Origin of the sequence: Sphingopyxis sp. YR583, from assembly GCF_900108295.1 — a bacterium.
Taxonomy (GTDB): domain Bacteria; phylum Pseudomonadota; class Alphaproteobacteria; order Sphingomonadales; family Sphingomonadaceae; genus Sphingopyxis.
In genome coordinates, this window is the sequence record NZ_FNWK01000001.1 from 2176440 (window position 1) to 2203067 (window position 26628).

Sequence of the window (26628 nt, forward strand, 5' to 3'; positions counted from 1 at the left end):
TTTCATGCCCGTAAACACTGGAAATCGCACCGAGATGGGCCTATTGGCCGCGATCCGGGGCGCGGGGATATGGCGAAGTTTCGCCTCTTGCCAGTGGTGATTTAATTAGGTAATACACCTCATACGGGATTTGATCCTGTCGTGCGGGGTTGAGGGGGCAGGCGCTGTCGCGCCTGCCACGCCGGTATGCCGCGCGAGACAGGGAGGATTAGGCGTGAACTACGAGCGGAAAGTGGATGCGATGGACAGCCTGGCGGGCACGCAGAGCTATTATCAGGAAGCCGATGACGGCCGCCGCAAGCGGACGTTTCTGATCGTTGCGCTGGTGCTGATCGCGCTCGCGCTCGCCGCCACCTATTACGCTTTCACGCACGGCAAGGGCGCTGCCGACGCCGAAGGGCAGGGCGCCGCGACGATCCCCAATGTCACCGTGGTCATCCCCGGCCGCGTTTCGGTCGAAGCCGCGATTTCGGCCAACGGCACGATTGCCGCGCGCCGCGAAATGCCGGTCGGCGTCGCGGGCGAGGGCGGGCAGGTCGTTCGTGTGCTCGTCGAGCCCGGCCAGTGGGTCGGTGCGGGGCAGACACTGGCGGTCATCGACCGTTCGGTGCAGGCGCAGCAGGCGGCAAGCCTTGCGGCATCGATCCGCGTCGCGCAGGCCGACGCCAATCTGGCGCAGGCCGAACTCGAACGCGCGCAGGCGCTTGTCGGACGCGGATTTATTTCAAAGGCCGACATGGACCGCAAGCGCGCGACGCGCGATGCCGCCAATGCCCGCGTCCGCGTCGCGCAGGCGCAATATGGTGAGGCCACGGCCCGCAATGATCGCCTGAACATCGTCGCGCCCGCCGCGGGTCTGGTGCTGACGCGCCAGGTCGAGCCGGGCCAGATCGTCGGCGCCGGAAGCGGCGTGCTGTTCCGCATGGCGCGCGGCGGCGAAATGGAGATGCTGGCGCAAATGGCCGAGGCCGATCTGGCCCGCGTCAAGGTCGGCACGCGGGCGACCGTGACGCCGGTCGGCACCGACGCCCGGATCGCCGGGCAGGTCTGGCAGAAGTCGCCGGTCATCAACATGGATACGCGTCAGGGCACGGTCCGCATCGCGGTTCCCTACAGCGAGGCATTGCGTCCGGGCGGCTTCGCCGACGCGCGCCTGGTCGCCGGCACGGCCGAAGCGCCGCTGCTTCCCGAAAGCGCGGTACAGAGCAGCCCCGAGGGCAATTTCGTGCTGATCGTCGATGCGAACAACACGATCAAGCGGCAGCCGGTGAAGGTCGGCACCGTGACCGACAGCGGCGTATCGATCGCGTCGGGCCTGACGGGCACCGAAAAGGTCGTGGCGCTGGCGGGTGCCTTCCTCAACCCCGGCGACAAGGTGAAGCCGGTGGTCCAGAAGTCCGCGCAATAACCGGCCGGACGGCACGCGTAGAATTTTAGTGCACAAGGGCGTTTGATCATGAGCTTTCGCAACATTTCCGCCTGGTGCATCCGCAATCCGGTGCCGCCGATCGTGATGTTCATCCTCCTGCTTCTTGCAGGGGTGGTCAGCTTCAACCGGATGGACGTCAACGACAACCCCGACGTCGAATTCCCGATGGTGCAGGTCGTCGTGATCCAGCCCGGTGCGGCGCCGTCCGAACTCGAAACGCAGGTCACCCAGCGCATCGAGGCCGCGGTGCGCGCGGTCAGCGGCGTGGATGAGCTTTCTTCCTATGTGGGCGAGGGCAACAGCCGCACGATGGTGCAGTTCGCGATCGGAACCCCGATCGACCGCGCCTATAACGACGTCAACCAGGCGGTGCAGCAGATCCGCAGCGACCTTCCCGACGGCATTCTCGAGCCGCAGATCGTGCGTGTCGACGCCGCGGGTGGACCGATCACCTTTTTCGCGGTCGAAACGTCGGACATGACGCTCGAACAATTGAGCTGGTTCGTCGACAATACGGTCGCCAAGGAGTTGCTTTCAATCCCGGGCATGGCGAAGGTCAGTCGTTCGGGCGGTGTGAATCGCGAAATTCGCGTCATCCTCGATCCCGCGCGCATGCAAAGCTATGGCCTGACGGCAAGCCAGGTGAACCAGCAGCTTCGGCAGGTGAACGTCAACGCCGCGGGCGGGCGCACCGAAATCGCCGGATCGGAACAGGCCGTGCGCGTACTCGGTAACGCCGACAACGCCTTTCAGCTTGGCGAAACGCGCATCTCGATCGGCAATGGTCGCACGATCCGCCTTGCCGACGTTGCGACGGTGACCGACGGCTATGCCGAACAGCGTAACCTTGCGAAGATCAACGGCAAGCAGGTGCTCTCCTTCTCGATCGAAAAGGCGAAGGGCTCGTCGGACGTCACGATCCAGGACGAGACGATGAAGAAGCTCGCCGAGATCAAGAAGGCGAACCCGCAGGTCGAATTCAAGATCCTCTTCACGCGCACCGAATATACGAAGGAGCAATATCGCAGCTCGATGCTCGCGATGATCGAGGGCGCGGTGCTCGCAGTCGTCGTCGTCTTCCTGTTCCTGCGCGACTGGCGCGCGACGCTGATCAGCGCGCTCGCAATCCCGCTGTCGGCGATCCCGACCTTCTGGTTCATGGACATGATGGGCTTTTCGCTGAACAGCCTGTCGCTGCTCGCATTGAGCCTTGTCGCGGGGGTGCTCGTCGACGATGCGATCGTGGAGATCGAGAATATCGTCCGGCACATGCGCATGGGCAAGACCGCCTATCAGGCGTCGATCGACGCCGCCGACGAAATCGGCCTTGCGGTCGTCGCGACGACGATGTCGATCGTCGCGGTCTTCCTGCCAGTCGCGCTGATGCCGGGGGTGTCGGGACAGTTCTTCATCCAGTTCGGCCTGACCGTCGTGTTCGCGGTGCTTGTCAGCCTTGCCGTCGCACGCATGATCACGCCGATGATCGCGGCCTATTTCCTGTCGGCACAGGGTGAGCAGGACCATGCTTCGGGGCCGTGGGTCGATCGTTACGAGCGCCTGCTTGCGTGGACGCTCGACAACAGCAAGCATCAGGCGGTGCGCGCGCGTTATCAGGCGCACCCGACGAAACTGGCCTATCTCGCGGTGCCGCTGATCCTCGCCGGTCTCTCGGTCATTTATGCGATCTACGCCTATTTTCAGCCGGTGCCGATCGGGCAGGACAAGCCCAACACGGCGATGTATTTCCTGCTGAAGACGCCGGTCGACGCGATCCTCACTTACTTGGGGGTGGCGTTGCTCGCCATCGTGCTCGGAGCGCTTGCCTGGCTGATCGGGGTGCGCGGAGCGGGGTTCACCAACTGGGCGAAGTTCATGGTTCAGCGCGTATGGGCGCGCCTGTTCGACCATCGCGTCTGGATCGTCGGGATCGGCGCCGCATCGCTTGCGATGAGCGTCATCCTGCTGATGGTCCTGCCGCAGCAGTTCCAGCCGACGATCAACAGCGATTATAGTCAGATACGCTACGAACTGCCGCCGGGATCGACGCTGGCGCAGAGCGAGCATATCTCGAACCAGATCAGCGCGATCCTGTCGAAAGACAAGAATGTCGAAAATGCCTTTTACGAGGTCAATGTCGGCGACGGCGGCGTCTACATCACGCTGAAGAAAAAGCGTGAGATCAAGAGCGTCGATTGGGAACGCAGCCTGCAGTCGCAACTGGCGGCGATCCCCGACGCGCGCGTCAATTTCCAGAGCCAGTCGGGCGGTTTCTCGGGCCGCGACATCACTTTCGTCATCGGCGGTGACGATCCGGTCGCGCTCGAAAAGCACGCGCGCCTGATCGTGTCGCAGATGGAAAAGCTCAAGGAACTGCGCGGCTCACGAATCGAGGGCGACATTCCGCGTCCCGAGATCATCGTGACCCCGCGGCTCGACCTTGCCGCCGAACTCGGCGTGACGACCTCGGCGCTCAGCCAGACGATCCGTATCGCGACGCTGGGTGACATCGATCAGAATGCGGCGAAATTCTCGCTGTCCGATCGTCAGATCCCGATCCGCGTGCTGCTGTCCGAAGATTCGCGCCGCGCGCTCGCCACGATCGAAAATCTGCCGGTGCCGACCGCTAGCGGAACGACCGTGCCGCTGAAGTCGGTGGCGACGATCGGTTTCGGCGCCGGGCCGACCGAACTGCGCCGCTATAACCAGACGCGGCGTATCGTGATCGGCGCCGACCTCGCGCCGGGTCTGGTCACGGGCGAGGCGCAGAAAAAGATCGATGCGCTGCCTGCGGTCAAGACGATGCCGCAGGGTGTCCGCAAGGTCATCCAGGGCGACGCCAAGTGGCAGGCCGAACTGATCATGAACTTCATGATCGCGGTCGTGTCGGGCCTGCTCCTCGTCTTCTCGACGCTGGTGCTGCTCTATCGCCGCTTCCTGTCGCCGCTGGTCAACATGTCCTCGTTGCTGCTCGCGCCCTTAGGCGGTCTGCTCGGGCTGTGGATCACCGGCATGGAAATCTCGATGCCAGTCTATATCGGCCTGTTGATGCTGCTCGGAATCGTCGCCAAAAACTCGATCCTGCTCGTCGATTTCGCGATCGAAGAGATGGATCATGGCGTCGAAAAGCGCGCCGCCTTGCTCGACGCCGGACGCAAGCGCGCGCAGCCGATCGTGATGACGACGGTCGCGATGGTCGCTGGCATGGTGCCGACTGCGCTCTCGCTCTCGGGCGACGGTGCATGGCGCGCGCCGATGGGCGTCGTCGTGATCGGCGGCCTGATCCTGTCGACGCTGCTGACGCTGGTGATCGTGCCCGCGGGCTTCAGCCTTGCCGACAGCATCGAAAAGCGCCTCGGCCGCTTCTTCTCGAGCAACCTGCTCACCTACAAGAAGGGCGACGATACCAAGCCGCACGGCGCGCCATCGCCCGAACCGGCGGAGTAAGGGGGATCGGCCGGCGCGGTAAGCCACTGCGCCGGTTGCAACCTTTGCTGCATTTCGCCATTTGGTTTTTATGACCGACCACACGCTCTCCCGGCCGATTGGCGTCGCCATTCCGGCGCGGGGATCGAATATCCGCGTCGTTGCGACGGGTTTGCTCGTCGTCATGGCGTTCGTCTTCATTGGCGCCAAATATTTTCAGGACGTCCACCCCGCGATCGGCTTCGTCCGCGCCTTCGCCGAGGCGGCGATGGTCGGCGGGCTTGCCGACTGGTTCGCGGTCACCGCGCTGTTCCGTCATCCGATGGGCTTGCCGATCCCGCACACCGCCATCGTGCCGCGCAACAAGAACCGCATCGGCGACACGCTCGCGCGCTTCCTGCTCACCAATTTCCTGTTGCCGCGCCTGATCGCGCGCAAGATGCAGACGGTCGATGTCGCGGGCGCGGTCGGCAAATTCCTGTCCGAACCGGGCGAGGGCGGCGGGCGGCTCCGGCTCGGCGCATCGCGCATCATCGCCGACGGGCTCGGCGCGCTCGATCAGCAGCGGCTCGGCGGGATGGTCAAATCGGCGATCGCCGATCGGCTGCGCGAACTCGACGTCGCGCCACTGCTTGGGCAGGCATTGCAGGCGGCGCTGGCGGAGGGGCGGCACCAGCCGCTGCTCGACGCGATGGTCAAATGGGGATCGAAGACGCTCGAACTCAACGAGCATCTGATCCACCAGATGGTGCACGACAATTCGAACGCGATCGTGCGTTTTACCGGGCTTGACGAAAGCATCTCGAACCGCATCGTCGCGGGCCTCTCGAAACTACTCAGCGAGATGGCGGTCGACGAGACGCACCCGCTGCGCATCCGCGTCGAGGAAGGTCTCGCCAAGATGGCGCTGGACCTGCAGCACGACCCCGAGGTGAAGGTGAAGGTCGCAAAGGTTCGCGACGAGTTGCTTGAGAACAAGGCGGTCAAGCGCTGGCTCGACGGCCTGTGGGAACAGGGGCGCACCGCGCTGCTCAAGGCCGCGCGCAATCCCGACACGATGCTTGCGGGGCGGATCGGCGAGCTCGTCACGCAGTTCGGCGCGATGCTGGGCGAAGATGCCGGGATCAAACGCACGCTCAACCGCTACGCGCGCCGCGCCGTGGTCGGCATGGTCGACAGCTATGGCGAAACCGCGCTCAAGCTGGTGTCCGACACGATCCGCAGCTGGGACGCGAAGACGATCACCGACCGGCTCGAAAATGCCGTCGGCGACGATTTGCAATATATCCGCATCAACGGCACGTTGGTGGGCGGTCTCGTCGGCGTGCTGATCCACACCGTCGACGTGCTGCTCTAGGCGCTCGCTGCCAGCCCTTCGCGAAACGTCGGATAACGCGGCGTCCAGTCCAGCAGCCGCTTCGCCTTGCCATTCGCCACGCGGCGGTTCTCGGCATAGAAAGCGCGCGCTGCGGGGGACAGCCCGGCTTCGTCGAGGGTCTGTAGCGGCGGCAGCGGTGATCTGGCCATCGCGCAACCCCATTCGACGAGGCGGTTCTGGTGACAGGGTTCGTCGTCGGCGAGGTTGTAGATCCCCGCCGGGCGGCGGAACGACGCCATGACGCCGCTTGCGATATCGTCAATGTGGATACGGCTGAACACCTGTCCGGGCAGGTCGATGCGATGCGCCCGCCCTTGCGCGATGCGATCGAGGATCGAGCGGCCGGGGCCATAGATGCCGGGAAGGCGAAATATGCGCATGTCGCTGCGCAGGCCCTGCCACGCCGCGTCGGCCGCATTGCGATCCGCGCGGCGGCCCTTGACCGGCGCGCTTTCGTCGACCCATGCGCCGCGCGTGTCGCCATAGACGCCGGTCGAGGAGAGATAGCCCGTCCAGATCGACGCGGACAGCGCGATAGCCTCGCCATAACGGGCGAGAACGGGATCGACACCATCGACGGGCGGCACCGACGACAAAATATGTGTCGCCTCGCGCATCGCTGTCCGCACGGCGATCTCGTTGTCGAACGCGATGCTGTCCCCCCGTCCGTCGCGCGTCGTTCCCGCCACCTCCCAGCCACGCGCGCGCAGCCGCCCGGCAAGTTGGCTCGCGGCATAACCCATCCCGAAAATCAGCATCTGTCCCATCGCGCGCCTTATTGCGCGTGTGCGCCGCGATGCCTAGATCGATTGAATGACCGACGCCTCCTCCACGCCCGCTATCCCCGTCACCATCTATCGCAGCGACTATCGCGCGCCCGAATGGTCGATCCCCGACATCGCGCTCGATTTTGCGCTCGGGATCAACGCGACGAAGGTGCGCTCCGCCTTGTCGGTCATCCGCGACGCCGATGCGCCGGCGCCGCTGCTGCTGCGCGGCGACGGGCTGGCCCCGGCGGCGGTGCGCGTCGACGGCGAGGTCTGGAACGACTGGCGAATGGACGGCAGCGACCTGATCGTCGATCTGGGCGAACGCACCGCGGCGATGGTCGAGGTCGATACGGTCATCGACCCCGCCTCGAATACCCAGCTCTCCGGGCTTTATGCGTCGGGCGGCTTGCTCTGCACGCAGTGCGAGGCCGAGGGTTTTCGCCGTATCACCTTCCATCCTGACCGGCCTGACGTGCTCAGCCGCTACAAGGTGCGGATGCAGGGCGACAAGACGGCGTTCCCGATCCTGCTGTCGAACGGCAATTGCATCGAACAGGGCGAAGAGGGGAGCGATCATTGGGCGCTGTGGGAAGATCCGTGGCCCAAGCCTTCCTATCTGTTCGCGCTCGTCGCCGGCGAACTGGTCGTCAACAGCGACAGCTTCACGACGATGTCGGGGCGCGAGGTCGAACTTGGCATCTGGGTGCGCCGCGGCGATCAGGATCGCACCGGCCACGCGATGCAGGCGCTCAAGGACAGCATGAAATGGGACGAGGAGGTCTATGGCCGCGAATATGACCTCGACCTGTTCAACATCGTCGCGGTCAGCGATTTCAACATGGGGGCGATGGAGAACAAGGGGCTGAACATCTTCAACACCCGCTATATTCTCGCCGATCCCGACACCGCGACCGACGTCGACTATGACGGGGTCGAGGGTGTCGTTGCGCATGAATATTTCCACAACTGGTCGGGCAACCGCGTCACCTGCCGCGACTGGTTCCAGCTCTCGCTGAAGGAAGGCTTCACCGTCTTTCGCGACCAGAATTTCTCCGCCGACATGGGATCGCCGCCGGTCAAGCGGATCGAAGATGTCCGCCTGCTCCGTGCCGCGCAATTCCCCGAGGATGCGGGGCCGCTCGCGCATCCGATCCGTCCCGATAGCTTTCAGGAAATCTCGAACTTCTACACCGCGACCATCTATAACAAGGGTGCAGAGATCATCCGCATGATGGCGACGATGGTCGGCCCCGAACGCTTCCGCAAAGGCACCGATCTCTATTTCGATCGCCACGACGGCGAAGCCGCGACGTGCGAGGATTTCGTCCGCGCGATCGAGGAAGGCGCGGGCATCGGCCTTGCGCAATTCCGTCGCTGGTACGAGCAGGCGGGAACGCCGCGGCTCAAGCTGTCGCTGACCGAAGAAGCCGGTCACTGGTCGCTCGATATCGTGCAGACGGTGCCGCCAACGCCGGGTCAGCCAGAGAAGCTGCCGATGATGATGCCGCTACGCCTCGCGGCTTTTGCCATGGACGGCAGCGGCGCCGCGCTCGCCGACACGCTCGTCACGGTGACCGGGTCGACACAGCGCGTCGCGCTCGGCAACTTCACTGCGCGTCCGGCACTATCGGTCAACCGTGGTTTCTCCGCGCCGATCATCGTCGATTTCGAGCGCGGCCCAGGCGAACTCGCGTGGCTGGCGGCGCATGACGATGACCCGTTCGCGCGCTACGAGGCATTGCAGCAATTGATGCTCGACACGCTTGTTGCATCGGTATCGGGCAAGACCGGCGATGATCGGGCCGTGATCGACGCGGTGGGTCAAACGCTTGCCAGTGCGGCAAACGATCCGGCGTTCGTTGCCGAAGCAGTGCTGCTGCCCAGCGAAGCCTTTATCGGCGACCAGATGGTCACCGTCGACCCCGACGCGATCCGCCGCGAGCGACTGGCGTTGCAGGCCGCGATCGGCAGCGCGCTCGAAAGTGAATGGCGCACGATCCTCGCGGGCAAGGCGCCGCCCGCGACCGACCTGTCGCGCAAGGCCAAGGGCGGTCGCCGCCTGCGCGGTGTCGCGCTCGCCTATCTTTCGGCGACCGGGGCAGAGGACGCATCCGCGCTCGCCTTCCGCATCTTCTCCGAAGCCGATGGCATGACCGAACGGCAGGCAGCGCTGGCGACGCTCGCACATGGCGACAGCGACGAGCGCGCCCACGCGCTCGACATCTTCTATCAACGTTATCGCGACAATCCGCTCGTGCTCGACAAATGGTTCCAGGTGCAGGCGTGGTCGCTGCGTCCCGATACGGTCGACGCGGTGAGGGACCTTGCGAACCACCCCGATTTCACGCTGGCGAACCCCAACCGCGTGCGCTCGCTCTACGGTGCATTGACGGGCAATCAGGCGGCATTCCATCAGGCTGATGGCGCGGGGTACAGGCTGATTGCCGATCTGGTCATCGCGCTCGACCCGAAGAACCCGCAGACCGCGGCAAAGATGATCCCGCCGCTCGGCCGCTGGAAACGTTTCGATGACGCGCGCCAGGCGCTGATGCGCGCCGAACTGGAGCGCATTCTCGCACAACCGGGGCTGTCGCGTGACGTCACCGAGCAGGCGTCGAAAAGCCTTCTGGGGTGACGGCTGCTTAGGGGTGGGGCAGCGAACGTTCGCTCTTCCGGCATCCCGGGCTTGACCCGGGATCCACAGTGGCGCTGGAAATCATGGACCCCGGATCAAGTCCGGGGTGACGGGAGTGCCTTATCCTCCCTGTCGCGCAGCGATGGGGAGGGGGACCGCCGCCGCAGGCGGTGGTGGAGGGGCCGCAACGGCGCGTCATTACCCCTCCGTCAGCGCTCCGCGCTGCCACCTCCCCATGGCTACGCCACAGGGAGGATTAACGTCTGCAATCGGTCGTTAGCCGACAGTTCGCCTCACCGCGCGTAGGCATCCCGCAATTCGCGTTTCAGTACCTTGCCGATCGGGCTGCGCGGCAATTCCTCGACGACGGTAATCGCGCTCAGCCGCTGCGTCTTGCCGACCTTGGCGTTGCAGTCGGCGCGGACGCTTTCCGCATCGGCGCCGGGTTTCAGCACGACAAACGCAACCGGCGTTTCGCCCCATTCCTCGCTCGGCATGCCGACCACCGCAGCCTCGACGACACGCTCGTCGGCGATCAATATGGCTTCGAGGTCGCTCGGGAAAATATTGAACCCGCCCGAGATGATCATGTCCTTGGCGCGGTCCATCAGCGTCAGGAACCCGTCCTCGTCGATGCGACCGATGTCGCCATGCTTGTAGAAGAGATTTCCTTCGGCATCATACCAGTGCATCGCCTTGGTCGCGTCGGGGCGATTATTATATCCCGTCATCATCGCGGGGCTGCGGCCGACGACTTCGCCGACCGACCCCTGCGGCAGTTCGTTGCCCTCCTCGTCGATCACCTTCGCGATATGGCCGGGCGCCGGTTTGCCGACGGTATGCAGCTTGTCGGGGAATTGATGCGCTTCGAGGATGAACGCCGCGCCGCCTTCGGTCATCCCGTAAATTTCGACGAGCCCGCCCGGCCAGCGTTGCAGCACATCGGCCTTCAGCGTCGCCGGGAAGGGCGCCGAGGTGCAATATTTGACGACGAAGCTGGAAAGGTCGAAGTCGCCGAAATCCTCCAGCGCCATGATGCGGCGATATTGCACCGGCACCAGCATCGTGTTCGTCGCGCGCTCGCGCACGGCGAGTTCGAGGAAGCCGCGCGCGTCGAATTTTTTCATCAGCACAACCTGTCCGCCCGATCCGACAGTGGGCAGGAAGCTCGCCATCGTCGTGTTCGAATAGAGCGGGGTCGACAGGACCGTCACTGCGGCAGGCCCATAGGCGGGCTTGCCGCGCTGGATATGCTGCCAGCGCATCGCGTGACTGTGGACGATGCCTTTGGGTGTGCCTGTGGTCCCCGACGAATAGATGATATTGAAGCCGTCGCCGGGCTGGATATCAACCGGCGTAGGCTTCGCGCCCGCAAGCGATAGCCAGGCGTCGAGCGGCGTTCCCGCTTCACTGCCGTCCATCGCGATCAGGTCGCTTGCGGTAATGACCTGACCCTCCAGGCTCGCCTTCGCCGCGCTGTCGAGGAACAGGTGGCGCGCGCCGGTATCGGCGATCATCGCCGCCATCTGTTCGCCCGTCGCGCTGTTGGTGACGAGGCCGGCGACCCCGCCGGCGCGCAGCGTGCCGAGGATCACTGCCATCTGCTCGACGCTGTTCAGGCCGGCGATCGCCGTGCGCTCTCCCTTGGCGAATCCGTCCTGCTGCAACCGGGCGGCGATTCGGTCGGTCAATTGGTCCAGTTCGGACCAGCTCAGCCGCCGCACGGCGTCGGCAGCCGCTACGGCATCGGGACGTTCCGCCGCATGGGCACGGACAAGGTCGGGCAGGGTGGCGAAGTCGCCGTCAAGCATTTCGATACTGGTCATTCCTATGGACTAGCACAGCCGAAAGGCGGTGCAATGCCGGTGGGGCGGCGGAGCGACAGTATGTTGCGTCGACGACGGGGGATGCGGATGGCATCATCGGACAAGGCCGGGGCGGGCGACCGGAAATTGCTGGTCGCCGTTTATCATCCGGTCGTGGAGCGGGCCGATGCGCTGGGGGCGGCGGTGGAGGCGACGGACATGGAGGTCATGTTCCTGCCCCCGCATGTGAACGGCCTCCGTCACTGGGTCGACGGCTGTTTCGACCTGCTGGTCGTTAACCCCTTTCTCGACTGGCAGGAGCCTTTCGAATTTGTCCGGCTGGCACGGTCGGCGATTGGCCGTCGGCCGCTCATCGTGCTTTCCGACCGCGATTCGCTCGACGACCGGATGGTCGCGCTCGACGCGGGCGCCGACGACGCGGTCGGCTGGACCAACAATTTGCCCGAAGTGCTTGCGCGGATCGCCAGCCTGCTCCGGCGCAGTCGCATCGCCGCCGGGCAACTCGGTGCCGGCGATCTGCGCATCGACCTGATCGACCGGCGTGTCGAGCGTGCGGGGCGGCTCATCCGCCTGCCGCTGCGCGAATTCGACCTGCTCGCGAATCTCGCGCGCGTCCCCGACCGGCCACTGTCGCGCGACGCGTTGCTCCGCGCAGTGTGCGCCTCGATTTCGATCCCGGCACCAACCGGGTCGAGGTGCATATGTCGCGACTGCGCGCCAAGGTTGACCGGGGGTTCGACTGGCCGATGCTGCACACGGTGAAGGGCATGGGTTACGCGCTGCGGTCGCGGCGGGACTAGGTCCCGCATCGCCCGATCTTGCGGCGCAATTTGCCGCTTCTTGATCGCGAACCTGTCATCTGCTCCAGCTTGCTTGACCGAAAGTTTCAGGTTGCTACTGATCTTCGACATAAAGAAAGCAATGATTCCCGGAGATGATGCCCGATGCACCCCTCAGTCCACGCGCGTAATAACCCTGACAAAGCCGCGATCATCGTCGCCGAGACGGGCGATTCGATCAGCTATGGCGAACTCGACGCCGCCTCTAACCGCGCCGCGCAGCTGTTTCGCGCGCATGGCCTGGGGCACGAGGATGTCGTGGCCTTCATGCTCGACAACACGCCGCATTATTACGGCCTCACCTGGGGCGCGCAGCGCGCTGGCCTCCGCTATGTCTGCATTTCGTCGCGGCTGACGCAGGACGAGACCGACTATATCCTCGAAAATTCGGGTGCGCAGATCCTCGTCGTGTCGGCAAGCCTCGCGAGCGCGGCGCAGCAGCTCACCACCGGGATCAAGCGTTTCGCAATGGGCGGGGCGATCCCGGGCTATGAAAGCTGGGAAGATGCCGTCGCTGCGATGCCCGCGACACCCATCGCCGATGAGCGCGCCGGGGTCGACATGCTCTATTCGTCGGGCACCACCGGGCGCCCCAAGGGCGTGCGCGTGCCGCTCCCCGAGGATCCGGCGATCGATGCGACGAACAGCCTCGTCATGCTCGCCTCGGCGGTGTTCCAGATCAACGCGGACAGCGTCTATCTCTCGCCCGCGCCGCTCTATCACGCGGCGCCCCTGCGCTGGTCGATGACCGTCCATCGGCTTGGGGGCACGGTTGTGCTGATGAAGAAATTCGATCCCGAGGCGGCGCTCTCGCACATCGAAAAATATCGGGTGAACAGCAGCCAGTGGGTGCCGACGCATTTCGTTCGGATGCTGAAACTGCCCGGCGACGTCCGCGCCCGCTACGACACCTCTTCATTGAAGGTCGCGATCCATGCCGCAGCGCCGTGCCCGGTGCCGGTCAAGCAGGCGATGATCGACTGGTGGGGGCCCGTGCTTTTCGAATATTATGCCGGTTCCGAAGGCAATGGCATGACCTTCATTTCCAGCCCCGACTGGCTCACGCACAAGGGCAGCGTCGGCCGCCCGATCCTCGGCGCCGTGCACATCATGGGCGAGGATAATGAAACCGAGCTCGGTCCGAACGAGGAAGGCGCCGTTTTCTTCGAAAGCGAAAATGTCTTCGAATATCATGGAGATAACGAAAAAACCGCCTCCAGCCGCAATTCGAAAGGCTGGTCGACCCTTGGCGATGTGGGCAAAGTTGATGAAGATGGCTTCCTCTACCTCACCGACCGCAAAAGCTTCATGATCATCTCGGGCGGCGTGAACATCTATCCCCAGGAGATCGAGAATCATCTCGTCACGCATCCGAAGGTCGCCGATGTCGCGGTTGTCGGCGGACCGCATGACGAGATGGGCGAGGAAGTGATCGCGGTGATTCAGCCTGCCGACATGGCCGACGCGACCGATACCTTCCGCGCCGAGTTGCTGACCTATGCACGCGAAAAATTGTCGGGGGTGAAGATCCCGCGCCGCATCGACTTCCTCGAAGCGCTGCCGCGTCACGATACCGGCAAGCTCTACAAGCGCCTGCTCCGCGATCAATATTGGGAGAAGGCGAAGGCGGAGGCCTGATCCGATGAGCGCGCGCGTCGAGTTTTTCTTCGATCTGTCGAGCCCGTGGACCTGTCTTGCGTTCCACAATCTGGCTGGCGTACTCGAACGGACGGCCGCGACGGCGATCTATCGGCCGATCCTTGTGGGCGGGGTGTTCAATGCGGTGAACCCGGCGGTCTACGCGGCGCGCGAGCAGGCCGACAACCGGCGGTTGCAGCATAGCTGGAAGGTGCTGAAGGACTGGGCGCGGCTGGCGGGCGTGCCGATGAATTTTCCGTCAGAGTGGCATCCGGCAAAAAGCATCGCCGCGATGCGCTTCTGCTGCGCGCTCGAAGAAGATCAGGCGGCGCTTGTCCGTTTCGCGCGCGGCGCCTTTGCCAGCTATTTCGACCGGCAGGAAAATCTCGATGATCCCGCTGTGCTCGTTGCCGTCGCAAATGCCGAGGGGCTGGACGGTGCAACGATCGCCGCAGCGGCCGGCAGCGACGCGGTGAAAGCGCGGTTGCGGGCGAATACCGATGAAGTCATCGCGCGCGGCGGCTATGGTTCGCCGACGATCTTTGTCGACGGCGACGATATGTATTTCGGTAACGACCAGCTTCCGCTCGTCGAAGCCGCACTCAAAGGATGAAAAGGACTCTCCCGTGAAAGACCGTATTTCGATCACCATGCTTGATGGCGGTATTGCCGACGTCCGGTTGATCCGCACCGACAAGATGAACGCGCTCGACGGTGCGATGTGGGAGGCGCTCGCCGAGGCAATCGACCAGCTCAAGGCGACCGCGGGCCTTCGTGTCGTTGTGTTGTCGGGCGAAGGCCGCGCCTTTTGCGCGGGGCTCGATCTGTCGAGCCTCAGCAATGATCGCGATCCGGGTGCGAGCAGCGCGGGGGGCAGCCTGTCCGATCGGACGCGCGGCATCGTGAACAATGCCCAATATGCCGCATGGGGCTGGCGCGAGCTTCCGGTACCCGTGATCGCGGCGGTACACGGCGTCGCTTTTGGCGCTGGCAGCCAGATCATGGCCGCAGCCGACATCCGTATCGTCCATCCCGATACGCGCATCGCGATCATGGAAATGCGCTGGGGTCTTGTTCCCGACGTCGCGGGCATGGCGCTGTGGCGCACGCAGGTCGCCGACGATGTGCTGCGCGAGCTGATCTATACCAATCGCGAGTTCAACGGATCGGAAGCGAAGCTGCTTGGCTTTGCGACGCATGTGTCCGACGATCCACTGGCGCGTGCGATGGAGCTTGCCGAGGTGATCGCCGACAAGAACCCGCACGCGATCCGTGGGGCGAAGCGGCTGTGCAACATGCTCGCCGATGCGAGCGACGCCGAAATATTGCAGGCCGAAAGCGACGAGCAGGTGAAGGTCATCCGCACCCCGAATCAGATGGAGGCGGTGATGGCGGGGATGCAGAAGCGGAAGCCGGACTTCGTCGACTAGAGCAGGCTCAGGAAGCGCGCGGCATTGTCCCAGTCGCGCTTGTGTGCTGCGCGCGCCTTTTGCGCTTCGCTGTCAGCGCCCCAGCGGCGTTCCTGATAGAGATCGTCGAGGCTGGCCGCGTCCCACAGTAGCGCGGCGTCGAAGGCGCCGTCGATCAGCGCGAGCCCGGCGACGAGCGATCCTCCGATGGTCACGATCGGCGTCAGTGCGGTAATCCGCCAGCGATCCTGCGCGAGAACGGCGCCTTGCAATGCGGCAATGGTAGCGTCGGGCTGGTCGACGGGCAGGACGCCCCGCGTCAGTATAAATTCGATGCCGTATCGCGCCTCTGCCCAGGCGAGCAGCGGGTTCCATATCGCCGCCTGTTCGGCCTGCAGCGCCGCGTCGCGCGCGTCGCGATAGCAGAAGAGGTCGCTCTCGGCATACGCCGCGACCGGCGCGGCAAAGGCGGCGAGGTCAGGTGTCGCCAGATCGATCGCGGCGTTGGTCAGGCCCGTCATCGGCATGGCGGCGGGATCGATCGTCTCGCCCACATCGCGCCATTCGGCGGCGATGGCGTCAGCGAGCGCCGGGCTGGCGACGGCAAGCGGAGCGCGCTGCGGCGTGCGGACCGGACGACCGTCGAGCGCGATACCCCAGCCGTCGCCTTCGGGTGCGACGGCGACCTCCTTCCAGAAACGCTTCATAGCTCTTTGGGCGATCGCCAGCGGCGCGCGAGGATCATTGGCATCACTGCGAAATCGAACGCGCCCACGAGCACGATCGCAACGCCGATCCAGCGATCCGTCGGTTGGCCCGCGAGCGAAAAGCCGCCGCTGATCAGGATGAAGCCAATCATTACAAAGGCCGCGCCCATCAGGCGCATCGCAGAGATGGCGAAGAAACGTTTTTTAACGAGGCTGTCGTCGGGCCGGTTCATGCGCCCTCCCTATCGCCGCCGAGATGGCGCATCAACTGCGCGAGCGCGCCATGACCGGTCGTTTCGATCCCGGCGATCACGCGGTCGCGCTCATCGGTGGGTTTGTTCTGCGACAATTTGACCGTTGGGCGCCACGCGGTGATCCGCATTTCGAAACCGACGATGGCGCCGGTCATCTTGCTGAACAGTGCCGAATTCATCTTGTCGCGCGTCCATGGTGGGTTGGCGCCGACGCGCGCCTCATGTTGAGCAGACAATGTGTCGAGCTGTGCAACCAGTTCGGCGTCGTCCAGCTTGCGCGCCACGCCTTCCATTTCGATCGCGACATAATTCCATGTCGGCACCTGATCGGCGTCGGCGTACCAGCTCGCGCTGACATAGGCGTCGGGGCCCTGCACAACGGCGAGCGCGGTTGCGCCGCCCAAGTGCCGGGTGAGCGCATTGCCGCGCGCAAGGTGGAACTGCAGCGTTGCCCGGTCGTCGCTCAGCACCACCGGCGCATGCGCCACGCGTGGCCCGTCGGGGGTGTTAGCAAAGATCGCGGCAAAACCGATTTCGCGGACGAGCAATTCGGCGAGGTCGTCCTGCCGCGGGCGGAAGGCGGAGTTCGGGTGCATCAGCTCGCCTTGGGCGGGCGCGCCGGATGCTTCTTCGCGCTCGGCTTCTTGCCTGCGGGTTTTCCCGTTGCCGGCTTGCCGGGCTTGCCCGGTTTCGTTTTTGCCTTGGGCTTCGGCTTGCCGACAAAGTCGGTCGGCTTGCTGTCGGCGGTGCGGCCGCGCCGCTCGCCGCGCCGGGCCTTGCGAATCTGCTTGCTGTGCGCCTTGGCCTGCGCCTTCAGTGCGGCTTTAGGTGGCGGACCCTTGGCAACATCGTCGATCCCGATTTCGCCGAGGAGCAGGTCGAAGCCGAGCGCGTCGAGACTGGCGGCGAAATGCTCGGGCACTTCGGCGCTGATATCGATTGCGCCGCCGTCGGGATGGTCGATGCGCAGCCGGCGGCTGTGCAGATGCATCTTGCGGCTGATCGTCCCGGTCAGAAACGCGCCCTTGCCGCCATATTTTCCGTCGCCGACAATCGGATGGCCGATCGCAGCCATATGGACGCGGAGCTGGTGGGTGCGCCCGGTCAAGGGCTGCAGTTCGACCCACGCGGCGCTGTTTCCCGCGCGCTCGATCACACGATAGCGCGTCTTTGACGCGAGGCCGCTGTCGTGAACGTGCATCTTCTCACCGCCCGATCCGGGCTGCTTGGCGAGCGGCAGGTCGATTTCGCCCTGCTGGATGTCGGGAACGCCGACGATCAGCGCCCAATAGGTCTTGCGTGCGCTGCGGTTCGAAAAGCTCTTGGCGAAATAAGCCGCGGCGCGCGGGGTGCGTGCGATCAGAAGGGCGCCCGACGTATCCTTGTCGAGCCGATGCACCAGTTTCGGTCGTACCGGCGCATCATATTTGAGCGCGTCGAGCAGGCCGTCGACATGTTGTTCGGTCTTCGTGCCGCCCTGTGTCGCGAGGCCGGGCAGCTTGTTGAGCACGATCGCGCTGGCGTCGCGGTGGATCACCATGCCGGTTGCGAGCTCGATATCGGCGTCGGTGAGCGGACGGCCCTTGCGTGCCGGACGCGCTTCGGTCTCGACCGGCGGGGTCGGCATGATCAGCTTCTGCCCCGTCGCGATGCGGTCAGAGACATCGGCCTTTTTCCCGTCGAGCGTCAGTTGCCCGGAACGCGCCCAGCGCGCGAGCAGCGCGTGCGGCGTGCCCTCGCGGTGACGCTTGAACCAGCGATCGAGCCGGATGCCGTCATCCTCCTCGGCGATGATGGCGCCGTCGAGCTTTGCTTTGGGTTCGCTCATGCCGGCACCTGCCGCATGATGAAGAGGCCGAGCCCGCAGGCGGCGATGGCGCCGATGACCGACGCGAGGACATAGGCGGCGGCTTGCGCGTTTTGGCCGCGTTCGAAAAGCATCCAGAATTCCATGCTGAAAGAGGAGAAAGTGGTGAAGCCGCCGAGGACGCCGACGCCGATAAAAAGGCGGGCGGTTTCGCCGCCGTCGCTGCTGCGCGCGAGCGCGCCGATCAGTAGCCCCATCAACAGGCCGCCGATGACATTGATCGACAGCGTCCACCAGGGGAAACCTGGGCCGAGCCGCGCGAGCATCGCCTGCCCGACCAGATGGCGGGCCCCGGCGCCGATCGCGCCGCCGATCATGACGGGAAACAGGCTGTTCATGCGCTCGCCCTAGCCCGAAACGGGCGCGAGGCATAGCGGGCCATTTCTAGGCGTCGGGCGGCGCCAGCGCAGTGGCCGGGCGTTCGTGCGTCGCGCGCCAGTTTTCGGGACGGACGAAGTCGCCTTGCCAGATGCCCCGGCTTTTCGCCTGCGCCTCGGCCTCTTCCACCAAATAGGCATCGCTCGTTGCCACCGCCCAGCCGAGCCGCGTCATTTCGGCGCCGAGATCGATGCCGTCGGGGTAGGGGGCGGTGCGGCACGCGGCGAGCGTGCGATCATACCGATCCTTTGCCGCGACTTCGCAATGAAGCGGTCCTCGTCCTGCCAGTCTCTCAAGCGCGGCGCGTGCGTCCTGCCCGCAAGGCCAGCGGACGGCGCCGCGCGCGCAATCCTGCCGATATTCGACCGCGTCGATGCCGTTCAGGCGGATCGTCAGCGGGGTGTCACCCTGCCGTACCGTCAGGCTGTCGCCATCGATTATATGAACGAGCGGTACGGTCAGCGCGGGCGCCGGCGACCACATCCATGCGATGAAGGCGAGCCCGCCGAGTAACAGCAACGCGAGCAGCGACCGAAAACGCCGCCGCCAGCGCAGTCGCGCGGGCGAGAATGAGCCTGAAACCATGAGTTCCGCCTGACTGGACGGCTGGCGCTTGGCAAGGGGTGAATCATGGATTGACGATGAGAACAAATCATGTCCAATATGGACATATTCCCGGACGGCCGACGCGCGCCGACTCATGCCGATATCAAGCTTGGGTCCGGATTGGCGGCAAACGGGAGCGAACAAAAGGTGAATATCACCGAAATGACGGCATGCTTACGCCATGGTGGAGCGATGGGGGACAGGTAGCATGATGAGCCATATGATGCGGACGCTGGAGAGATCGGCAATCGCGCCGGGCGGTTTCGGTGCAGGAGATGCCGGGCCGCCCGAGAAGATCGGCGGAGGGCTCCCCGCCTATATTGCGTCGCGACTCTTGTTCGTGGGGACGGATGCCGATTGGCCCGATGCAGCGCCGATAGCCGAAGTGCGCCGCGTCCGAACGCTCTCGCCGTTGCACGCGGCGGATTACATTCGGAAGAATGCGACACTGGACATAGTCTGGCTCGGTGCGGCGGAGACGATCGCAAGCGAAACGTTCAACGACATATGCGCGGCGGCGAGCGAACAGGATTGCAATCTTATATGCGAAACCGGGCTGGCCGCGCTCGATCGGATCGTGGCGGCTATACCAGCAGCGCTTGAAATCCAGTTCCTCGTCGATCCCGATCCGACGGACCGGCTCGTCGCTCTGGCGGCGGCGCGGCGTATGCGGCACGGCGTGCTCCATGACATTGCGCGCGACGATGCGATGGAACGGATCGACCGGCTGCAGGAAGAGGTGGCGCGCATTTCGCGTCTGCTGGGCGATCTCGCCAGCCAGAGGGACGGCCTTCCGGGCACTCCTGTGGGCTTTGCGCCGCGTGGAGGCGAAGAACTGGCCGATCATATGGGACAAGTCCGCGCGCCAGCGCGCGACTTCGCTGCGATACCGCGCAGCTTCGTTCCTGAAGAGCGAACGCTCGACCGACAGCGGGCCAAGGCGGTACGGCGGATGTTGCGCCAACGGCGGATACGCGAGCAATATTTCCCCGCTGACCTGTTCGCCGATCCGGCATGGGACATGTTGCTCGACCTTTATGCCGCGCGCCTCGAACGCCAGCCGGTGTCGGTGTCGAGCCTGTGCATCGCCGCTGCGGTTCCCGCGACGACGGCGCTGCGCTGGATCAAGACGATGACGGACGCGGGCCTGTTCATGCGCGAAGACGATCCGCATGACGGTCGCCGCATTTTTATCGCGCTGGCGGAAGGCGCCTATGACGCGCTCGCCCGATATTTCGAGGCGCTTGAGGAGTAGGCGAAGAATAGGCTTGGTTCTTACCGAACGGCGCGGCTAGATTCCGGGCATGAAGAATGCCGTCGAAGTGGTCGTGCACGACCGAATGCAGCAGGGGTATCGCTATATGCGCACGGCCCCGATGGGGAAGGCGTTCGATCCCGATTTCGAACCCGAACTCACGCCTGCCGAGATGCTGGAGCTCGGCGTGTTCTGCGGCAAATATATGACCGATTGTACCGCCGAGTTTCCGGCGACCTGGTTCAAACATGCCAAGCTTGCGCCCGAAAAGGCCGATTGCTCGCTCAACTATTTCGGCATCCGTGCGAGTGTTTCCTTGCGTGTATGGGTCCAGAAAGGGTGGATTCATCCCGACGACCCGCGCGGCTGGTTCCAATGGTATTGCCGCTATTATTCGGGACGGCGGATGCCGGGCGAGGATCATCGCCAGATTGCGCGGTGGCGCGCGTTCCGGCGCCATGCTGCGCAAGTACGCAAGAATTGCGAACCGGGCGATCCCTTTTGCCGGCCGAAACAGCGGCAGGCGCTGCTGCAATGGGCTTACGACAGCCGGGATATCTAGCCCGCTGCGGGGTGCATTTCCCTTCACGGCCGGCCGCACTATGTAAGCGCCATCCAATGGAGTTTCTGCCTATGCCAATCATGGCCGCCCGCGTTTATCATGACGGCAAGCTTGTTCGCGAATTGGGTCCGGACGAAGCGATTCCCGAAGATTGTGATCCGGGCGATTTCTTCTGGCTGGGCCTTTACGAGCCGACACCGGAAGAACTTGCGGGTATTGCCAAGCGTTTCGGACTTCATCCGCTCGCGGTTGAGGACGCGCTGAAGGCGAATCAATTGCCCAAGGTCGAAACCTATGGCGATCAGCTGTTCCTCATCACGCGCACCGCCAACCTCGATGGCGATACGATTCAGCCCGGCGAAACGGCTTTTTTCATCGGACCGCATTTCTTCGTCAGCGTCCGCCATGGGTCGGCGCGCACGCACACCGACGTTCGTGCGAGGCTCGAAAGCCTGCCGGCAAAGCTCGCGCATGGGCCCGATTATGTTCTCTACGCCGTGCTCGATTTCATCGTCGACGGCTATTTCCCCGTGATCGATGCGATCGAGGAGCGGATGCTGGGGGTCGAGGACAGCGTCATGGACACGCCGCTTGATGCCGGCGAAATTCGTCATCTCTACAAGCAGCGGCATGAGATCATCCGCTTTCAGCGTCTCGTCGGAATGATGAAGGAAGTTGCCGGACGCCTCGCGACCGACGACGACCTGCCCAATATCGACCCCGTGGTGCGTCCTTTCTATCGCGACATCTGGGACCATGTGCAGCGCGCCGAATATCGGCTCAATGGACTGCGCGATATCGCGGCGTCGGTGATCGAGACCAACGGCATGCTCGAACAGCAGCGCCAAGGCGTGATCACCCGCCAGTTGGCGGCGTGGGCCGCGATCCTGGCGGTGCCGACCGCGATTGCCGGTATCTACGGTATGAACTTCGACCATATGCCCGAACTGCGTTGGGCTTTCGGCTATCCGCTGATCGTGGGTGGCATGGGCAGTATCTGCCTGATGCTGTATCTGCGTTTCAAGCGGATTGGCTGGCTTTGAACATGCGACGGATCGCTTGCCAGCGCGCGCGGCTTATGGCAGGGGCGCACCTCCCGCATATGGCGACATTCGGGGGCGCTTAGCTCAGTTGGTAGAGCATCTCGTTTACACCGAGAGGGTCGGCGGTTCGAGCCCGTCAGCGCCCACCACGCCGTGATTACCCAACGGCTACCTTCGCGACGATGGCAGGGATTTTGAAGTAGTATCACGACTTCTTAGAGGTTTAGGTTCAATTTGACTGTGCATGTCGTCGACGTAGAGACGCCTTCGACACCTGAACTTGTCGCGATCGGACGCGATATCTCTGATCGAGGATTCGGCGGTCGAAGGATGCGTTGCACGAAAGATGCGCATCTTGTCCCTTCGGAATTTGGAGGTGGGTTTAGGCGAACCCGAGCATCTCGCGCGGGCCTTGCCAGTCGATCGGCAGGTTGTTGATACGCGCAAGGAACTGCCGATTGAGGTGGGCAGGTTGTCGGCCGTCGAGGATTGCGGTCGTGATATCGGGCGTGAGATGCGCGAGCCGGAGCAAAGAGCAAAAATAGCGCGTCGATACTGCCATGGAGGTTGCGGTGGCCTCGACCGTAGGGTTCGTCGGATCAGCTAATGCGCGATTAGCTTGGTGAGCCCGTACGATCAATTTGATCAAAGCCGCATCGGACGGGGATGGAGATAGTTTGCGCTTCTCGCCGCTGCAGCGGACCAATGTTGCCGGAATGACGACCGGGTCGTCGCAGCCGATATATTCGATAATCACGCGGTCCCGGTGGATCGTCACTTTCTGCATCGTTGTGAGTATCAGCTCTCGGGTAGGACGTGGCCCCATCGCACACCACTCTTGTTCGCATTATTGGGCGTCAGTCGTCGCCCACCGCGACCCGAGTGGATATCCTATTTCCATTCATTTAACTGGCGGCCTCTCGGGGCCGCCAATTTTTTTGGCCGCTATGCGCCTCATATCGGTAATTCGCGGTGAATTTCGGAAGACCTGAAACCGGTCGTTCGGTTACCGGCGCGAGTGTGGTCTAGAACGACCGAGTTTGGGAAGAGGCCTTCGTTCGCAGGTCAAATGACAGAGCCACATTCGATAAGACCGGGCCTTGAGGGAGTTCCCACACCCCGGTCTGGATGGACAAGCTTGGCCGATTGAAGGCAGCCAGCTTCTTGGAAGCCAATGACGGATGACGGTCGCAGCGCGGCGAAGCCGCGCGCCGAGACGCTGCCGTTAAGCGCGGGTAGCGGCGGACCGTGACGCGTGCGCGAGCATCTGGCATGAGCGAGACCATGAAGAATCCGATTTGTCTCGAGTGCATCGGCAATTTGCATCTGCGCGAGCGGCTCCTGGCCGACGCGGCCGTAGCGGTTTGCGAGGAATGCGGCGAGACCGGACCGGCGATCACCCTTGCAGGCCTTGCCGAGCAGATTCACGAGGCTTTCGAGCCGCATTTCGAGCTGACGCCGTACGAACAGAGCCCCAGCGCCGCGGAGATTTTCACGCGCATTGCTGACATCGACCACGATCTCGCGCAGCGGATCGAGGAGCATCTGCGCGAGGTTCATGAGGAGCTTGCTTCGTTCCACGATAGCCAGAATTTCTACGACTATTCGACCGGCTTCTCGCCGGGGCGTACGCCGATGTTCTGGCAGGACCGGCGCTGGCAGCGTTTTTGCGATTCGCTCAGGAAGAAGGCTCGCCATATCAACGGCGAAGCTCTGGCTTGGCTCGATGAAGTATTCGCCGATCTCGGCGGCCACCTGACCTATGACGCCAAACCGGTCATCACGATAGTCGAACCGGGCACGCCCGGCGGTCAGTTCTACCGAGCACGCATCGCCGCCAACGAGACCGAGCTGCGCCGAATCTTGCTGGAACCGGTCAAGCAGATCGGCCCGCTGCCGCCCGGCCAAGGTAGTGGCGGTCGACTGAACGCGCCGGGCATTTCGGTGTTCTACGGCGCGGTCAATGTAACCACCTGCATCGCCGAAATCCGTCCGCCAGTCGGCGCGCATGTCGTGGTCGCGCGGTTCGATGTGCTACGGCCATTGCGGCTCCTCGACTGCGAAGCTCTCGACAGATTGGCAGTGCACGCCAGCCCATTCGATCCGGATTTCGTCGCAAAACGGGATTCGGCGCATTTCCTGCGCACGTTCAGCGACCAGATCGCCCGCCCGGTGCTGCCCGGCGACGAGGTCCAGGGCTATGTTGCGACCCAAGTCGTTGCTGAATATCTCGCCGAGCGGATCGTCCCCGCGATCGACGGAATCCTCTACAAATCGACACAGCGCGGATCGGCGCTCGGCAACGTCATGCTGTTCAACCGCTCGGCACGGGTCGCGCCCTTTCCGCACCACAGCCATTATATCGACGCCTATATCCGCGAGATCGATGTCGATTCCGAGGATTTCGACGACAGCATCAGCCTCTCGGTCAAGGAGGTCGGCGCGATAGCGCCGCCCGATCCGCTTGCTGGGCTGGGCGGCACGCCGCCGCCCGTGCCCGAGCACTTGCCCGAGACCTTCGCGCAGCCTGATCTCGACGATGACCGGCCCTTGACCCTTCGCCTCGCGCCCGAAACCATCGCGGTGAATATCGTCCGCGCGGTCGATTACGATCGGCCTGAACGGCGGGTCAGCGTCACGGCCTGGCCGGACGACGACGGAACCGGCGCATGAAGAGAGTGCCCAACGAGGCGGCGCTCCGCGATTTTCTCGTCGAGCATCTCGATATAATTGAGCCGGGCCTGAACTTGGTCAAAACTGAATTTCATCTCGCCAATCCGAATGGCGCGTCGGGGTTTCTCGATATCTTCGCTCGCGCTGCCGATGGGCAGCTAGTCATCATCGAGATCAAGCGCACCAATTCAGCGGCACGCGAAGCGATCCAAGAACTTTACAAATATGCCGCGCTGTTGCGCGAGAAATATTTGCTCAAGGAGACCGAATATCGGCTGATACTGCTGTCGGTCGAATGGCACGAACTGCTGGTGCCCTATTCCGAATTCGCGCCCTCAGCACCTTACGAGATCTGGGCCGGCGAGATCGTGCGCGGTCCCGAAGGCTTGCCGGTCAAGATCAATCGTGTCGAACCGATCGCGCTCGCGGCGCACCGCAAGCTTGCGGTTCGGCATTTCCTCTGGGGCTTTGTCGATGATGCCAGCGCTAGCGCCGCGGTTCCGCGCCTTGCCGCACATATTCAGCGCACTGGCCTCACCGACTTCGTGCTCGTCCAATCGCGACCGACCAGCCCCAGCCTCGAAGGGCGATCCTTCCTCTATTTCGCGCAGCGCGAGCTACGGCTCGACGAGTATCTCGCGCTGATCGAGGCCCATCTCGACGAGGAGGCCTATGACGAATTCTTCGCCGAGATTTCGGGTTATTCCGAGCTTGAGGACCGGGTCGCCGAAGCGGCCGATATGGCCTGGTTGATGCCGCAGGGCGCGCCCGGACGGTATCAAATTGGGTCTGATACCGCTGAGATCGCCAACCCGGAAAAAGGCGCGCGAGTGTTCGCGGAGGGCGCACAGGACGATGTCCGCGTGCACCGCTTTGGCCGTCTCGACGATCCGATGATCAGCGACGAGACGATTCTCACCGAGATCAGAGGCGATGGCGGCGAGTCTGATTTCCGGCTTCGCTTCACCGCCCGGACCAATTCCGCGTCGCTGATGCGCGCGCTGACCAGCCGGGTCGAGAATGTCTTTTTCTACAACGAGGCTTGGCTGGGCACTGTGTTGCAGCTGATCCGCTACGCCGAGCGCAAGTCGGGACCTGCGACAATCGACCTGATCGCTTATAGCCCCGAGGATATCCTACGCGCGATCGCCAGTTCGGCGTTCGGCTTTCCCGGATATGTGCCGACCTTCCGCCTCGACATCTTCCATGACGGCGAGACCGAGCGGTTCATCGGCCTGCCCGAATGGGACGGCACCAAGCCCGATTTCGCTAGAGTGATCGCCCAGCATTTCGCCGGCGACGACTTCTCCTATTTCCTCGCCTGCCATTTTGGCGAGAACCGCACGATGAATCGCGATATTATGACCGATCTCGGCCTGCGCTATTCGGTCTTCCGAGAGACTAGGACAGGTCCCGAACGCATCCGAGTACAGGGTTCGATCATCGTGCCGGTCAAGGGCGAGATTCGTTCAATCAACCATCTCATCGATGCGCATGTCGAGGAGGTCCACCAGATCGTCGCGCCGTTCATGCGCATCGATCAGGGGTTTGCGCAGACGATCCAGGCGTTCCTCAACAATGACATGCCGCTGGCAGAGCGTCGCTTGGCCGAGCTGATCGCTGATGCGCCCGCGCAGGAGGAGCAGTCCTACTGGATGGGCGATCTCGACACTTGCGATGTCTGTGAGCACCCGTTCCCGCCGCTCCGCTTCATGGTCAACTGCGATATCGGTCCTTGCTGGGCCAATATCTGCGCCCGCTGTTTCAACCAGCACGGCGTCGGCCTCGGCACCGGCTATGGCCAAGTGTATGAAAGCACGCCCCAAGGCTGGCTCTGTGTTGCAGGATGATGCTGTGCGCGCGTGCCGCTGAACGGCGCAGTTTGCTCTACGAATTTTTCAGCTGGATCACGGTTGTGCGGGTCCAGCGCATCTAA

General features: G+C 63.7%; 22 protein-coding genes and 1 tRNA gene. 14 read left to right on the forward strand and 9 right to left on the reverse strand.

The features are described 5' to 3' along the window. Positions 1-241: 241 nt before the first annotated feature. From BLW56_RS10100 to BLW56_RS10110, 3 genes are all read left to right on the forward strand, one after another. Entirely contained in the window at positions 242-1408 is a 1167-nt protein-coding gene (locus tag BLW56_RS10100) for an efflux RND transporter periplasmic adaptor subunit (RefSeq protein ID WP_093510369.1), read from the forward strand. Positions 1409-1456: 48 nt separating this feature from the next. Then, on the forward strand, positions 1457-4873 hold the full coding sequence (locus tag BLW56_RS10105; RefSeq protein ID WP_093510370.1) for an efflux RND transporter permease subunit: 3417 nt from the start codon (positions 1457-1459) through the stop codon (positions 4871-4873). A 70-nt stretch (positions 4874-4943) separates the two neighbouring features. Next, positions 4944-6209, forward strand: coding sequence for a DUF445 domain-containing protein (locus tag BLW56_RS10110; protein WP_093510371.1), 1266 nt, complete (start codon positions 4944-4946; stop codon positions 6207-6209). Here the strand turns inward: BLW56_RS10110 and BLW56_RS10115 are convergent. Further along, entirely contained in the window at positions 6206-6997 is a 792-nt protein-coding gene (locus BLW56_RS10115; protein WP_093510372.1) for an NAD(P)-dependent oxidoreductase, read from the reverse strand. The genes BLW56_RS10110 and BLW56_RS10115 overlap by 4 nt on opposite strands. A 46-nt stretch (positions 6998-7043) precedes the next feature. Between BLW56_RS10115 and pepN the strand changes: the two genes are divergently transcribed. Continuing rightward, complete coding sequence (pepN, locus tag BLW56_RS10120; RefSeq protein ID WP_093510373.1) at positions 7044-9635, forward strand: aminopeptidase N; 2592 nt, start codon at positions 7044-7046, stop codon at positions 9633-9635. 293 nt (positions 9636-9928) lie between these two features. Here the strand turns inward: pepN and BLW56_RS10125 are convergent, their stop codons facing one another. Further along, complete coding sequence (locus BLW56_RS10125) at positions 9929-11461, reverse strand: class I adenylate-forming enzyme family protein (protein WP_093510374.1); 1533 nt, start codon at positions 11459-11461, stop codon at positions 9929-9931. A 701-nt stretch (positions 11462-12162) separates the two neighbouring features. Here BLW56_RS10125 and BLW56_RS20860 point away from each other — a divergent pair. The 4 genes from BLW56_RS20860 (at position 12163) to BLW56_RS10145 (ending at position 15368) form a co-directional block, all read left to right on the forward strand. Then, entirely contained in the window at positions 12163-12261 is a 99-nt protein-coding gene (locus tag BLW56_RS20860; RefSeq protein ID WP_256203376.1) for a helix-turn-helix domain-containing protein, read from the forward strand. Between the two features lie 144 nt (positions 12262-12405). After that, entirely contained in the window at positions 12406-13938 is a 1533-nt protein-coding gene (locus BLW56_RS10135) for an acyl-CoA synthetase (RefSeq protein WP_093510375.1), read from the forward strand. A 4-nt stretch (positions 13939-13942) separates the two neighbouring features. Then, positions 13943-14551: a 2-hydroxychromene-2-carboxylate isomerase gene (locus tag BLW56_RS10140; RefSeq protein WP_093510376.1), complete on the forward strand. Its 609-nt coding sequence runs from the start codon at positions 13943-13945 to the stop codon at positions 14549-14551. A gap of 13 nt (positions 14552-14564) precedes the next feature. After that, positions 14565-15368 (forward strand): crotonase/enoyl-CoA hydratase family protein, encoded by an 804-nt coding sequence (locus BLW56_RS10145; RefSeq protein ID WP_093510377.1) that lies wholly within the window; start codon positions 14565-14567, stop codon positions 15366-15368. Here BLW56_RS10145 and BLW56_RS10150 read toward each other — a convergent pair. The 6 genes from BLW56_RS10150 to BLW56_RS10175 are packed head-to-tail and all read right to left on the reverse strand — an operon-like array spanning position 15365 to position 19138. After that, on the reverse strand, positions 15365-16054 hold the full coding sequence (locus BLW56_RS10150; protein WP_093510378.1) for an ATP12 family chaperone protein: 690 nt from the start codon (positions 16052-16054) through the stop codon (positions 15365-15367). The genes BLW56_RS10145 and BLW56_RS10150 overlap by 4 nt on opposite strands. Further along, positions 16051-16287, reverse strand: coding sequence for a hypothetical protein (locus tag BLW56_RS10155; protein WP_093510379.1), 237 nt, complete (start codon positions 16285-16287; stop codon positions 16051-16053). Before BLW56_RS10155 ends, BLW56_RS10150 begins: the two co-directional genes overlap by 4 nt. Continuing rightward, entirely contained in the window at positions 16284-16904 is a 621-nt protein-coding gene (locus BLW56_RS10160; protein ID WP_093510380.1) for an FMN-binding negative transcriptional regulator, read from the reverse strand. The genes BLW56_RS10155 and BLW56_RS10160 overlap by 4 nt, the downstream gene beginning before the upstream one ends. Then, positions 16904-18136 carry an RluA family pseudouridine synthase gene (locus BLW56_RS10165; RefSeq protein ID WP_093510381.1) on the reverse strand — a complete coding sequence of 411 codons (1233 nt, stop codon included), beginning with the start codon at positions 18134-18136 and terminating at the stop codon, positions 16904-16906. Before BLW56_RS10165 ends, BLW56_RS10160 begins: the two co-directional genes overlap by 1 nt. Continuing rightward, on the reverse strand, positions 18133-18513 hold the full coding sequence (crcB, locus tag BLW56_RS10170; RefSeq protein WP_093510382.1) for a fluoride efflux transporter CrcB: 381 nt from the start codon (positions 18511-18513) through the stop codon (positions 18133-18135). Before crcB ends, BLW56_RS10165 begins: the two co-directional genes overlap by 4 nt. 46 nt (positions 18514-18559) lie before the next feature. Beyond that, entirely contained in the window at positions 18560-19138 is a 579-nt protein-coding gene (locus tag BLW56_RS10175) for a thermonuclease family protein (RefSeq protein WP_218140502.1), read from the reverse strand. A gap of 232 nt (positions 19139-19370) precedes the next feature. On the opposite strand from BLW56_RS10175, the gene BLW56_RS10180 reads away from it, so the two are divergent. From BLW56_RS10180 to BLW56_RS10195, 4 genes are all read left to right on the forward strand, one after another. Continuing rightward, a complete protein-coding gene (locus tag BLW56_RS10180) occupies positions 19371-20414 on the forward strand; it encodes a winged helix DNA-binding protein (RefSeq protein WP_177175899.1) in 1044 nt (347 codons plus the stop codon). 49 nt (positions 20415-20463) lie between these two features. Then, the gene (locus BLW56_RS10185) at positions 20464-20976 is read left to right on the forward strand and encodes a hypothetical protein (RefSeq protein ID WP_218140503.1); all 513 of its coding nucleotides are present in this window, start codon (positions 20464-20466) and stop codon (positions 20974-20976) included. A 71-nt stretch (positions 20977-21047) separates the two neighbouring features. Beyond that, the gene (locus BLW56_RS10190; protein ID WP_093510383.1) at positions 21048-22019 is read left to right on the forward strand and encodes a magnesium and cobalt transport protein CorA; all 972 of its coding nucleotides are present in this window, start codon (positions 21048-21050) and stop codon (positions 22017-22019) included. 73 nt (positions 22020-22092) lie between these two features. Continuing rightward, a tRNA-Val gene (locus tag BLW56_RS10195) sits at positions 22093-22168 on the forward strand. A 233-nt stretch (positions 22169-22401) separates the two neighbouring features. Here the strand turns inward: BLW56_RS10195 and BLW56_RS10200 are convergent. Beyond that, positions 22402-22806 (reverse strand): hypothetical protein, encoded by a 405-nt coding sequence (locus BLW56_RS10200; RefSeq protein ID WP_256203377.1) that lies wholly within the window; start codon positions 22804-22806, stop codon positions 22402-22404. Between the two features lie 497 nt (positions 22807-23303). Between BLW56_RS10200 and BLW56_RS10205 the strand changes: the two genes are divergently transcribed. Continuing rightward, a complete protein-coding gene (locus BLW56_RS10205; RefSeq protein ID WP_177175900.1) occupies positions 23304-24692 on the forward strand; it encodes an RES family NAD+ phosphorylase in 1389 nt (462 codons plus the stop codon). Next, positions 24689-26542 carry an endonuclease NucS domain-containing protein gene (locus BLW56_RS10210; RefSeq protein ID WP_093510385.1) on the forward strand — a complete coding sequence of 618 codons (1854 nt, stop codon included), beginning with the start codon at positions 24689-24691 and terminating at the stop codon, positions 26540-26542. The genes BLW56_RS10205 and BLW56_RS10210 overlap by 4 nt, the downstream gene beginning before the upstream one ends. Positions 26543-26628: the final 86 nt, after the last annotated feature.

What these genes read in the sequence shown, in the direction of transcription:
- BLW56_RS10175 (WP_218140502.1), bottom strand. Translation starts at nt 19,138, where the DNA reads ATGGTTTCAGGCTCATTCTCGCCCGCGCGACTGCGCTGGCGGCGGCGT.
- BLW56_RS20860 (WP_256203376.1), top strand. Translation starts at nt 12,163, where the DNA reads ATGTCGCGACTGCGCGCCAAGGTTGACCGGGGGTTCGACTGGCCGATG.
- BLW56_RS10115 (WP_093510372.1), bottom strand. Translation starts at nt 6,997, where the DNA reads ATGGGACAGATGCTGATTTTCGGGATGGGTTATGCCGCGAGCCAACTT.
- BLW56_RS10140 (WP_093510376.1), top strand. Translation starts at nt 13,943, where the DNA reads ATGAGCGCGCGCGTCGAGTTTTTCTTCGATCTGTCGAGCCCGTGGACC.
- crcB (WP_093510382.1), bottom strand. Translation starts at nt 18,513, where the DNA reads ATGAACAGCCTGTTTCCCGTCATGATCGGCGGCGCGATCGGCGCCGGG.
- BLW56_RS10190 (WP_093510383.1), top strand. Translation starts at nt 21,048, where the DNA reads ATGCCAATCATGGCCGCCCGCGTTTATCATGACGGCAAGCTTGTTCGC.
- BLW56_RS10200 (WP_256203377.1), bottom strand. Translation starts at nt 22,806, where the DNA reads ATGCAGAAAGTGACGATCCACCGGGACCGCGTGATTATCGAATATATC.
- BLW56_RS10185 (WP_218140503.1), top strand. Translation starts at nt 20,464, where the DNA reads ATGAAGAATGCCGTCGAAGTGGTCGTGCACGACCGAATGCAGCAGGGG.
- BLW56_RS10105 (WP_093510370.1), top strand. Translation starts at nt 1,457, where the DNA reads ATGAGCTTTCGCAACATTTCCGCCTGGTGCATCCGCAATCCGGTGCCG.
- BLW56_RS10165 (WP_093510381.1), bottom strand. Translation starts at nt 18,136, where the DNA reads ATGAGCGAACCCAAAGCAAAGCTCGACGGCGCCATCATCGCCGAGGAG.
- pepN (WP_093510373.1), top strand. Translation starts at nt 7,044, where the DNA reads ATGACCGACGCCTCCTCCACGCCCGCTATCCCCGTCACCATCTATCGC.
- BLW56_RS10155 (WP_093510379.1), bottom strand. Translation starts at nt 16,287, where the DNA reads ATGAACCGGCCCGACGACAGCCTCGTTAAAAAACGTTTCTTCGCCATC.
- BLW56_RS10125 (WP_093510374.1), bottom strand. Translation starts at nt 11,461, where the DNA reads ATGACCAGTATCGAAATGCTTGACGGCGACTTCGCCACCCTGCCCGAC.
- BLW56_RS10110 (WP_093510371.1), top strand. Translation starts at nt 4,944, where the DNA reads ATGACCGACCACACGCTCTCCCGGCCGATTGGCGTCGCCATTCCGGCG.
- BLW56_RS10100 (WP_093510369.1), top strand. Translation starts at nt 242, where the DNA reads ATGGACAGCCTGGCGGGCACGCAGAGCTATTATCAGGAAGCCGATGAC.
- BLW56_RS10135 (WP_093510375.1), top strand. Translation starts at nt 12,406, where the DNA reads ATGCACCCCTCAGTCCACGCGCGTAATAACCCTGACAAAGCCGCGATC.
- BLW56_RS10210 (WP_093510385.1), top strand. Translation starts at nt 24,689, where the DNA reads ATGAAGAGAGTGCCCAACGAGGCGGCGCTCCGCGATTTTCTCGTCGAG.
- BLW56_RS10150 (WP_093510378.1), bottom strand. Translation starts at nt 16,054, where the DNA reads ATGAAGCGTTTCTGGAAGGAGGTCGCCGTCGCACCCGAAGGCGACGGC.
- BLW56_RS10180 (WP_177175899.1), top strand. Translation starts at nt 19,371, where the DNA reads ATGAGCCATATGATGCGGACGCTGGAGAGATCGGCAATCGCGCCGGGC.
- BLW56_RS10160 (WP_093510380.1), bottom strand. Translation starts at nt 16,904, where the DNA reads ATGCACCCGAACTCCGCCTTCCGCCCGCGGCAGGACGACCTCGCCGAA.
- BLW56_RS10205 (WP_177175900.1), top strand. Translation starts at nt 23,304, where the DNA reads ATGAAGAATCCGATTTGTCTCGAGTGCATCGGCAATTTGCATCTGCGC.